Source organism: Clostridium sp. CS001, assembly GCF_020443565.1.
GTDB lineage: Bacteria > Bacillota > Clostridia > Clostridiales > Clostridiaceae > Clostridium_AD.
Window position 1 is genome coordinate 1 of the sequence record NZ_JAIZZN010000054.1, and the last position, 9,634, is coordinate 9,634.

A 9,634-nucleotide genomic window follows, 5' to 3' on the forward strand; every position below is an offset into this window, starting at 1 on the left:
CCACTGATAATTATAAATTAGGGATAAAAGTTGCAACTGTTATACCCTGTATTTTATCAGTAGGTGCTCTTTTTTTCAAAGTTCATTTTAATTCATAACAGGAATGCTCCTTAACACCTTTTTTATTTCCTTGCTGCAACTGGATCAATGCATCTCTTAATTTGTCCGGTATTGGCAACCCTAATTGAGCACAATTCTCTAACAAGCTTATCCCCTCATTCGCAATGTAAAAATAGCATATTAGGGTCCTGAATAACCATGTTCCAGCATTTAAAAGCCTATCCAACATAACCGCAACTATAATAACTACGAATATTAAACTCTTTCTTGCGATTCCTTTTAGTCCAACATCAGAAGAAACGTTTTTATTTACATATGCTTTTATTAGACCTGTTAAATAATCAAGCGCCATAAATGCCATTAACACTATAATGGTGGTATCCCACACTCCAAATAACCAGGTTAGACATGTTCCCATTACTGCTATTGTTGCTTTTAAAGAATATCCTTTGTCCATTTTTATTACCTTCTTTCTTTCTGTATTTTAGACGTTAAAAAGAGGATCCTTATGATCCTCTCATGTGATTATCTTTGTTCCTGTATATTTTTAAAGGTCTTTACATATTTTTGTAGAATATTATCATTAAAGGGGGTGATAACTTATGGCTCAAATTCCATATGCTGATAGTAATGGCCGTTTAAATGTTAAAGTTGAATTGAAACATGCTGCTAATGTGTATTTGGTGGATAGCACAAACTACAGCAGATATACCTCAGGCCAACGCTACGAATATTTTGGTGGTCATTATACAAAAACACCAGTAACCATTACAGTACAGGGATCAGGTAGATGGTATTTAATTGTTGACAACAACGGCGAACAATATAGTTACAATTTCTACTAATCTAATTAAGACTACTTTATTTATTAGAGTAGTCTTTTTAGTATGGAATTTTCCTATGCTTTATATTTTCTTTATTGGCTCAGCATCATTATTCATTTGAATTGCTTCTCCAGTTCCAAAATTCGTTGTGACTTTAGCTTCTGCTACTCCTGTTTCAATTATATTGCTATTTTCTTTCATCCTTTCCACCTCACTTTTTAAGATTTTAAACGTGAAAAAGAGGACTATCCCCCTGTGTTAAGATAGTTGTCGTAGGGAATAGTTTATGATATTCTCGAACAGAGGAGAGATGATTATTTTATGACAAGACAAATCAAAAAATATACCAAAGAAGAGAAGGATAGTTTAGTTAGGAGAATGTTACCCCCAGAGAATATTTCATTAGGATTACTTGCAAATGAAACAGGAATTAGTAAATCAACATTAGCCACATGGAAGAAAAAAGCAGAAGAACTTAGAGGTGATATTAAGCCTAATAGGAGAGTAACTCCAAATGATAAGTTCTTAGTAGTTATGGAGACCTATAACCTATCAGAGATAGAGTTATCAAGGTATTGCAGAGAACATGGATTATACTATGATGAAGTAAAAAAATGGGCTAGCATTTGCGCAAATTCAAATAACAACGTAAATGATAGTGAAGATATAAAAGAGTTAAAAGCTAGTAAACAAGATGATTCAAAACGAATTAAGGAGCTTGAAAAAGAGCTTACCAGAAAGGAAAAAGCGTTAGCTGAAGCTGCTGCTCTACTGTTGCTTAGAAAAAAATTACAAGCGATCTTAGTGGAAAACGTGGAAGACTAATAAGTCACTCTGATCGCAGTAAAATAGTTGCTTTAATCGAAGAAGCAAGAGGTTCTGGCGCAAGACTTTATGAGGCCTGTGATACAGTTGGTATAAGCCCTAGAACTTATGAAAGGTGGTATGTTAATGGTAAAATAAAAGAGGATAAAAGGCCAGACGCTGAAAGACCAGATCCATCAAACAAACTGACAGTGGAAGAATATAATAGTGTGCTTAATGTTTTATCCATGCCTATATATGCAGATTCACCGCCGTCACAGGTAGTCCCTGCCCTTGCGGATAAAGGAATATATTTAGCATCAGAATCAACGATGTATCGAATTTTAAGAGCTGAGAAAATGCAAAAACATAGAGGTTATGCAAAGCCACCTGAAAGAAAAAACTATCCGCAGACCTATGTTGCAAAAGCCCCAAATGAGGTTTGGACTTGGGATATAACCTGGTTGCACACAATGGTAGCCGGTATGTATTTTAAACTTTATGTAATTGTGGATATCTTTAGTCGAAAGATAGTTGGCTGGGAAGTGTGGCCAGAAGAAACTGGAGAATTAGCAGCAATACTTGTGGAAAAGTCTATAATGAATGAAAAAACCAGAGGTAATCCACTTGTTTTACATTCTGATAATGGTGCTCCAATGAAATCTTTCACATTGAAAGCTAAGCTTGAATCACTTGGCGTTATATCTTCATTTTCAAGGCCTAGAGTAAGCAACGATAACCCTTATTCAGAGTCATTATTTAGAACTTTTAAGTACAGACCTGGTTATCCACATGGAGGATTTGTTGATATTGATAAAGCTAGAGAATGGGTCTTTGAATTTGTGGATTGGTACAATAATAAGCACTATCATAGTGGTTTAAATTTTGTAACGCCCCATTCAATACATAGTGGACAAGCTGAAAAAATAATGGCTAATAGAAAAAAAGTCTATCAAGCAGCTAAATTGCTACATCCATTAAGATTTAAACGTGGAATTAAAAATTTTGATCTCCCAGAAAGTGTTTCACTAAATCCAGAAAAGAAAAGCGCTGTGGAAAAAACAGGATAAAAGCTGTGGATAATAGTTAACCACACATAAATGTAGAAGTGATTGAAAATTCCGATATTATAATATCCGAATATCGTACGAAAATCTTTTTACGACAAGTACCTTGACAAACATCGAAAGTGCACAAACTTTTATAATGTTTTTACATGCACTATAAGTGATTGCTCAATTTAATAGCACACTTGGAATATTCGCTTAATAATTTCACAAATTCTAATAACTCATTATCGTCTAATCCCTTTGATTCTAAATAATTAACCATGCTATTATGTGCCTCAGTTTTTAAATCCCACATTTTCTCTACGTCAATTATTCTCAAGTTGTCCTCTATTTTAATACCCCCCTGTTTCAATGGTTTAATAATATCATTTTATTTGCATCAAGCAAAGAACATTTGTTCATGATCTTGTTCGTATTTTGTAAAATATTTTTTGTTCTTTATTTCAAAACTTTCTTTTATTTAATGACTTCTCATGTACTTATTATAAGTGGAAACCCTATCGAGTACCTCGATACTTTCTACATTGTTTCCTAAATACTTACAAAATAACCTTCATCGCCCTGACTATAAACATTTTGCCTTGTGATATTATTACACTGTATAATAAATTATGGGGTGATGGCATGACCGAGAAAGCCACTGTTTACATAGAGCCAGATCTAAAAGAAGCAGTTCAGAAAAGATTGCTTAGAGATATGGAGAAAAAAAAGCTCTGGCATTACACCAGAGCTTCATTTTTAAGTTCTCCTATCGTCTACTTTATTGTTTTACTCACTTCTGATTGAACCAAATATGGATAAAACTCAGGTTTAATAGATATATTGAGCATAATCAAAGTACCTCTTGTAACATTCTTATCTTTTCAATAAAATTATGTTTAATCATAGTGCAATAACTTTCCCCATGTACACTTTTCATCTTAACTTCTAAAATAAATTCATTAATAAAAGGTTTAACAATTTCTAATCCTTCATTGTCTCCATTTGCTAGAACACTTTCTATAGTCTTAATTATAAGATTATAATTTCTCGTAAAAGTATTAAGATACTTACTTCTTTCCTCTTTTAAATCACTTCTATCATTTAATTTAAGAATTTTAATCATTCTAGTGCCACTTTCCCTATTATCTATACCAATAGCTAATTCTCCCTTAAAGCAAATGAATTCTTCAGGATTTTCGTCACTAGGACTAAACATATCTTCGTTATATTGTCTTCCTTTTGCTAAATTACATCTTTTGCATGTAAAGTGAAAATTACTGTAGTCAAAACAAAGCTCCGGAAAATCTGCCCTAGGTTTAAAATGTTCTATTTCTGGATATGATGTATTTTTTATTTTACCTTCACAATAGCAACAACATCCACTATACATTTCATCTAATCTCTTTATTATGTTTTTTCTTAATGCAGTTTTAGAAAACCCTTCCCAGTCCGGTTTTAAACTTGGATTTAAATTAAGTTGTTCTTTCCATTCTTTATCTTTTTCAATTAGTCCTTCAGGTGCATCATTTCTCTGAACCTTATGCATTATTGTTCCTCACAAGACCTTTAGTATTATCGCTTGAATTGCTAATTCCCACTTCTTTACTAACTCTAGTGTTTTTTAGTTTATTTAAAAGTGATTCAAGCTTATTTGAGTTTTCTTCCAAATTGACTAATGATAAAGATGGATCTTCAGGATTTAAATATTTTTCTAACTCATTCCTCAAAACATTCATTAGATCTAACTCATCGTTATTAAGTTTGTCTTTATTAACAAATAATTGTTTAAATTCATCCAATTTATTTTGGATTTCAGGATTTCTAACACTTTTTAATTCAAACACCGATAATAGTAGTTGCTCCACTGTCCATCCGTAGGTTTCTTCTACATCTTCTTTTACCGCAACTCTACCATTTTCTTTAAACAGTACTCTTACTTCTTCTCTTTTACAATCTGAAACTATATGTGGAGAATGAGTAGCTATTATTATTTGATTGTTTTTACCAATATTTCTATAAAATTTTAATATTTTTTGCTGCCACTCAGGATGTAAACTTAATTCAGGTTCATCAATTAAAATTATTGAGTTTTCTAGATTTAATTGTAGTAAAGAACCACCCCTAAAAAATATTTGTTTTTCTCCAGCACTTAACTCATCAGCGGAATGCACTTCTCCTGACGCCTTAATTTTAAACGTGGGTTCAAAATTTTTTACACCTAAAAACTCTTTTTCATCAAAAAAAGAATTATATAAATCTTTAAATTTCTCTATTCGATATGGTTTTTCACCAATACTTATATCTTCCAAATCTTTATAGTGATTGTTAACTAAATACTCTTTAAGGCTAACACTCATTTCATTTGAGTCAAGTATAACACCAATTTCATTATGATTTTCTATCTTTTTGGGGGTTTCTACTTTATATTTTTTAAAATTAACATCAGTCGGTAAATAAATTACTTTTCTAAAAACCTTTTTTCTAAATATTGTACTTTTACTATAGAATTGTTCAGTTTTATCAATATTTAATTTTTTATTTTCACCAACAGAATTAATGATTATTTCATCAATTTCATTAAAAGTTGGTTCTTTTAAATTTGCATTTGTTGAATTAACATAGTTAAGTTCATCTGTATGTAACTGAATTCCAAGTCTACATTGATTGAATTCACTATCTTCTGATGTGAAACTTGTGTTACTAATAATAAGATTATATATAATCTCTAAAATAGTAGTCTTACCAACTCCATTTTCTCCAATTATAATATTAACATCATCATTAAAATCTATGTTAAAATCTTTCAAATCCTTATATTTGTTTATATAGAGTGATTTTACTTTCACACTCTCACCTCCTGTAATTTTCTTAAAAATTTCAGTATATGCAATAAAAATAAATCCTCAAAATAACATTTTAACCGAAAAATTTAAAAGCTCCTAATTCTCTTTAAGCATAGCATAAAGAATAACTAAACAGCAAGAAGTTAACCCATAATTTAGAAAATAAAATGTTGTTTTTCCTAACTTTTTATAATAATTGTGCTTTTCTTAATTTTCTAATCGCATTAACCGTCTATAATAAATTCATCTCAATTCACTACGCAGTGTATATCAATTGTTAAATGTTTAATTTATTATTAAAATAATCTAATCAAAATACCTTTTAACATCCTATAATAGTTTATAACCCAATGCATTTGGAATTATTAAATGAAGTATACTATTATTTAACTCCATTATTTTATCATTATACCCTTGTGGAAGCTTTCCAAACTTCTTGGTAACAAACTTTATTATAACAATTAATCATCATAAGGCTCTTCAATTCCAATATCATCCGGCTTAAGCTTAATATGCTGCAAGCATTTTTTTGCCCGTTCTTTGTCCGACATTTGTCCGCTTTTGTTTTAATACAGGTAAAATAGAATGGTATAAATTAAATTTAAAGATGAAAATTAAAAAGAAATGATTTGGATTGGATTACTAAAAATGCTTCCTAGGGCAGGGTTTGAGGAGGTTAAATCAATTTTCATGTTTAGCCTCCTCGTTAAAGAATTCTTCAAATTCATCTATATCTTCTGGAGCAACTTCAATTTCATAACCAAAGTCATCAGCTCTTTTGTCAAATAGGCTTAATGTATCATTGAATTGGTCTTCATCTATAATGTTATCCTCAAAATTACGAATGACAATTTCTATGTTTTTGGGCGATGTACCAATATTATTGGTGGCTGTGTTAAGCTTTATAAACACTTCCCTGTTAATAGCTTTTCCTATGCGTGCGTATTCACCATCCATATCTCTCTCATCAATTTCATATAGTTGATTGTATTGCTCATTAGAAATAGCTTTAATTTCTCTAAGTCTCCTTACAAGCGAGCGGTATGGTAGCCACCAAGTGCATTGCATTCTGGCGATAAATCGTAGTAACGTCTTTTTTTGTATTAGTTGAAGTTTAGACGTTTTAAATTCATTAAGAACAATGCTAGCTAATGTACTTACAGGCAATAGAAATTCTGCCGCAAATAAATTAGCCTTAACCTCAATTAGATCATTTTGTTCTTCAGATAAGCGACTAAGATGTGAGCCAGTCTTTATGAAATAATGATATAGCTCATGTGCAATTGCAAAAATTTGTTTATCGAAAAAATCGGCGGTATTTAGACCGATGAAAATAAATTCTTTGTCACACTCTGTGGAGTACATGAGTGCTGCAGAGAATGCAGGCTTTTCGTTATCTGACTCTATTGGATATTCTAGCAATAAGATGTTCATATTATCTAGAATAGTAAAAATGTCATTTGCAATCGCCGGGTCCCCTACAAATCCCAAAGTACGGCGCTGTTCGCCAGCAAGTTTGTATATTTCTTCAATTTGTATTTCATTAAGCGTAATTGAATTATTCATTTTCAAATTTGCTCCTTAACAATATTTGCTGTCTAAGAGATAGCATCATTGAAAAAAGTTTCTCTACGCCTTCTTCTTCACTTTTGCTTAAAGCCTCACTGCGCATAGCAATAAAAGAATTTGTTTCTTCTTTATCAACAAACATATGAGTGATTTCAAATTCTAGTGTGCTAGCTAAAGATTGAAGCTGGGTAATGGAAGGGATAAAATTTTGACGTTCTATGCGGCCTATCATTATTCGATTTATACCAGTAAGTTCACTTAGTTGATCTTGTGTTAATTCTTTATCTTCACGTTTTATTTTTATAGTTTCTGCAAGTTTTATAGTAGATAATTTTTTCATTTTTAAACCTTCTTTCTTACTAGAGTATGCTCACTCTTAACTATATGATACTGAAAATAACAATAGAAGTCAAATAAATATATAAATTTCAGATAAAACCCTATAAATGAAATTTTAAATAACATACATGTAATTGCTTTGAAAATACATGAAGTGACTCCTTGTATTAAAAGTATTATATATAAATATGCAGATTTAAATAAATTTGCGACACCGATAGAATCATCATAAACAGTACCTATACATATAGAAAGGATTTTTTCAAATAAGATTTCCAAATTTAAAATTACAGAAATACCAGCAGCTCATCACTTAAATGTGGTAGGCTTTTTTTATTGCCCATTGTTATATATTTTATGGTTTTATCTCATACCACTTACTCATACGTAGGAAATATACCTTGAAACACAAAAACCATAATATGCAGATAGCTGTAAGCCTTGAAAACACTAACCATTATAAGTTTATCCTTTCGTACTCACGGCGTACTTGCTGCAGTTGCACAAGAAGAAGTAGAAGGATTTCCGAGAGCCTGAACTGGTCTAATGCTAAACGCTTTGAGCAAGGGGAACCAATTTAAATATGATTTATGATGCAACCATCAAGAACTCAGTTTATGAACAGCACGTTCTTCAGACGGAGCATAAGAGGGTTACATGAAAATAACAGGAGATTCTATCCATTCAGAAAGGTAAATTTCCATTCCCTACCATGTACTCGGAGAACGTAACAGTAACTGGAAGTTGTTGTTTGCTATAAAAAGCTCTTTTTTCTTTCATCATTAAGTTTAATTATAAAACTATAGTGGGTCCAACTTAATTCTTGACGCAGTGCGTCAACTTTGTTGATTAACAAATAAAATTTCCTCATCCTTGATAAGTTACTTTTATCGAAACCTCTACCATAATCAATTGTAAGCTTTCTTGATAATTCACTTATTAATCCTATGCCATACTCTGTTCTTTCATTATCCTGTAGTGCTGAGTAATTATTTTTCCTATTTCCAATAAGCCTTAACCATATAAAAATTAACAGAAGAATGCGCCTTAGAACGCGCTGCTTCTAATGTATTTTTCACATTTTCATAAATCATATTTGTTGAACTGAGGTTCTTCTATCCCAATTTTCTCGGGTTTCAGCTGAATAAACTACAACCATTTTTTTGCCCGTTTTTTGTCCGCTTGTCCGTAAATTGTCCGCTTAATATCTAATGTTATTTAAATCTTGTTGGTATTTATCGTCATTGTAGTTATTTTAAAGTGTTGATGCAGCTAGATTTCAGGCTTTTGTTAACATATACTAAAACATATTAAAATATAGCCTGTACAACTCAAAATCCGAAGGTGTAACAACCGTGCGGGTTCGATTCCCGCCTCCGGCACCATGTATTTTAAAGAAAGACTGTATCACTTAGTTTAAGAACTAGATGATACAGTCTTTTTTATTAATTTGCAACAATATTTGCAACAACTAGATTAAGTTTATATCGCTGTACCATATAAATATCTTTGTACCAAATTACATAATACTACATCTTGTAGTTGTTATAGTAAATAATCACTTTCGAAGTATAATCTAAATAACTCTATATATTCCAATGTCTACTCAAATAAACAAATCCTCTGTATTCATACCAGAGGACTTTTAATATTATTTAACTGCTTTTAGTTTTGCTATGTCTTTCCAATTACTTGCGGTTATAACCTCAACATTGTTTAAGTCACTCTTAATTTCTTAAACTTCTACAATTATTTTGTTTAGACCTTTTTTAGCTCAGTTCTAAACTCCGTTAGATCTGCAGTCTGTTCTACCACTGCATCTAATTTCTTTTCAAGTCTTGCCTGTCCTTCTATAACAGGCTTTAATTTTTCATCAAACAAATTACTTAGCGTTTCTAATAGTTCTTTATCCATAAAAGAATACCTCCTGTAGTTATATTATATCCTTTTAAAGTTCTTTAAATATTCTATAATCCTACTTTCATGCTTATGCTATTTGTAGCCTATCAGGTGAACTACTCACCACCTAAGAGGTGGGAGCTTCTTGGTCAATACTACTACTGTAGCAAGTTTACCCAAGCTATCAAGGCTATTCCAGCCTCTCTAGTCAATATATCTTGTATTACATTGCTAGTTTTAGTAG

Annotated in this window: 12 protein-coding genes; 4 read left to right on the top strand and 8 right to left on the bottom strand. The window is 31.4% G+C overall.

Features of this window, described 5'->3' with window-relative positions; genetic code table 11:
- Positions 1–82 precede the first annotated feature (82 nt).
- Positions 83–517, bottom strand: a complete 435-nt coding sequence (locus LGK97_RS19265) for a holin family protein (protein ID WP_226261893.1) — start codon at positions 515–517, stop codon at positions 83–85.
- 145 nt (positions 518–662) lie between these two features.
- On the opposite strand from LGK97_RS19265, the gene LGK97_RS19270 reads away from it, so the two are divergent.
- The 3 genes from LGK97_RS19270 to LGK97_RS19280 all read left to right on the top strand — a co-directional run bounded on the left by LGK97_RS19270 (position 663) and on the right by LGK97_RS19280 (position 2,758).
- The gene (locus LGK97_RS19270; protein WP_226261894.1) at positions 663–905 is read left to right on the top strand and encodes a DUF1883 domain-containing protein; all 243 of its coding nucleotides are present in this window, start codon (positions 663–665) and stop codon (positions 903–905) included.
- A 300-nt stretch (positions 906–1,205) separates the two neighbouring features.
- Entirely contained in the window at positions 1,206–1,709 is a 504-nt protein-coding gene (locus tag LGK97_RS19275; RefSeq protein ID WP_226261896.1) for a hypothetical protein, read from the top strand.
- Positions 1,710–1,744: 35 nt separating this feature from the next.
- The gene (locus tag LGK97_RS19280) at positions 1,745–2,758 is read left to right on the top strand and encodes an IS3 family transposase (protein WP_319001589.1); all 1,014 of its coding nucleotides are present in this window, start codon (positions 1,745–1,747) and stop codon (positions 2,756–2,758) included.
- 151 nt (positions 2,759–2,909) lie between these two features.
- Here LGK97_RS19280 and LGK97_RS19285 read toward each other — a convergent pair whose 3' ends face one another.
- Positions 2,910–3,077: a hypothetical protein gene (locus LGK97_RS19285; RefSeq protein ID WP_226261898.1), complete on the bottom strand. Its 168-nt coding sequence runs from the start codon at positions 3,075–3,077 to the stop codon at positions 2,910–2,912.
- 305 nt (positions 3,078–3,382) lie between these two features.
- On the opposite strand from LGK97_RS19285, the gene LGK97_RS19290 reads away from it, so the two are divergent.
- The gene (locus LGK97_RS19290; protein WP_226261900.1) at positions 3,383–3,544 is read left to right on the top strand and encodes a hypothetical protein; all 162 of its coding nucleotides are present in this window, start codon (positions 3,383–3,385) and stop codon (positions 3,542–3,544) included.
- A 46-nt stretch (positions 3,545–3,590) separates the two neighbouring features.
- Here the strand turns inward: LGK97_RS19290 and LGK97_RS19295 are convergent, their stop codons facing one another.
- The 6 genes from LGK97_RS19295 to LGK97_RS19320 form a co-directional block, all read right to left on the bottom strand.
- Positions 3,591–4,286, bottom strand: a complete 696-nt coding sequence (locus tag LGK97_RS19295) for an HNH endonuclease (protein WP_226261902.1) — start codon at positions 4,284–4,286, stop codon at positions 3,591–3,593.
- Positions 4,279–5,586 carry an AAA family ATPase gene (locus LGK97_RS19300; protein ID WP_226261904.1) on the bottom strand — a complete coding sequence of 436 codons (1,308 nt, stop codon included), beginning with the start codon at positions 5,584–5,586 and terminating at the stop codon, positions 4,279–4,281. The genes LGK97_RS19295 and LGK97_RS19300 overlap by 8 nt, the downstream gene beginning before the upstream one ends.
- Before the next feature lie 678 nt (positions 5,587–6,264).
- Entirely contained in the window at positions 6,265–7,149 is an 885-nt protein-coding gene (locus LGK97_RS19305; RefSeq protein WP_226261906.1) for an ImmA/IrrE family metallo-endopeptidase, read from the bottom strand.
- Positions 7,142–7,492 (bottom strand): helix-turn-helix transcriptional regulator, encoded by a 351-nt coding sequence (locus LGK97_RS19310; RefSeq protein WP_226261908.1) that lies wholly within the window; start codon positions 7,490–7,492, stop codon positions 7,142–7,144. Before LGK97_RS19310 ends, LGK97_RS19305 begins: the two co-directional genes overlap by 8 nt.
- 753 nt (positions 7,493–8,245) lie before the next feature.
- On the bottom strand, positions 8,246–8,533 hold the full coding sequence (locus LGK97_RS20095) for a DUF1016 N-terminal domain-containing protein (RefSeq protein WP_413228457.1): 288 nt from the start codon (positions 8,531–8,533) through the stop codon (positions 8,246–8,248).
- A 716-nt stretch (positions 8,534–9,249) separates the two neighbouring features.
- Positions 9,250–9,405 (bottom strand): hypothetical protein, encoded by a 156-nt coding sequence (locus tag LGK97_RS19320; protein ID WP_226261910.1) that lies wholly within the window; start codon positions 9,403–9,405, stop codon positions 9,250–9,252.
- Positions 9,406–9,634: the final 229 nt, after the last annotated feature.